1 protein-coding gene is annotated in these 608 nt (G+C 36.7%); it reads left to right on the top strand.

The window, feature by feature from the left end:
- Positions 1–608, top strand: a 608-nt coding sequence (locus AB5935_RS27575) for an AMP-binding protein (protein ID WP_368328048.1), incomplete at both ends; no start/stop codon positions are given.

Here is a 608-nt window from a genome sequence, read left to right as displayed (position 1 = left end):
GAATATTATTCCTGATACATTCTTTGCATTTCCAGCTAAGTTGGTGGAGTATCTGGACGAGAAAAAAATTACTTTTGTATTTTGGGTGCCGTTTGTTCTTGTTAACATGGCAAACTTCAAGATTCTTGATAGCCGTAAACCCCAATATCTCCGTGATGTATTTTTTGCTGGTGAGGTAATGCCCAATAAACATCTTAATTATTGGCGTCGCAATATGCCGGAATGTCGTTATGTTAATCTCTATGGTCCTACTGAAATCACAGTGGATTGTACTTATTACACTGTAGAACGTGAGTTTAATGATGATGAACCATTACCTATCGGATTTCCATGCAAAAATAGTGATGTGTTGATTCTCAATGCAGATTTTAAGCCTTGTGTTGTGAATGAACAAGGAGAGCTCTGTGTTCGAGGTTCTTCACTTGCTTTGGGATATTATAACAATCCTCAAAAAACGGCAGAAGCTTTTATCCAAAATCCATTGAACAAACATTATCCGGAGATCATCTATTGTACTGGCGATATCGTTTATAGAAATGAACTGGGCGAGATTATGTATGTAGGACGTAAAGATTCTCAAATTAAACACAATGGATATCGTATTGAAC

This window comes from Phocaeicola sp. RTP21198st1_B8_RTP21198_201120 (assembly GCF_040929485.1).
GTDB lineage: Bacteria > Bacteroidota > Bacteroidia > Bacteroidales > Bacteroidaceae > Phocaeicola > Phocaeicola dorei.
Note: the sequence above shows the minus strand (reverse complement) of the source record. Positions and strands in the feature narration are given on the sequence as shown.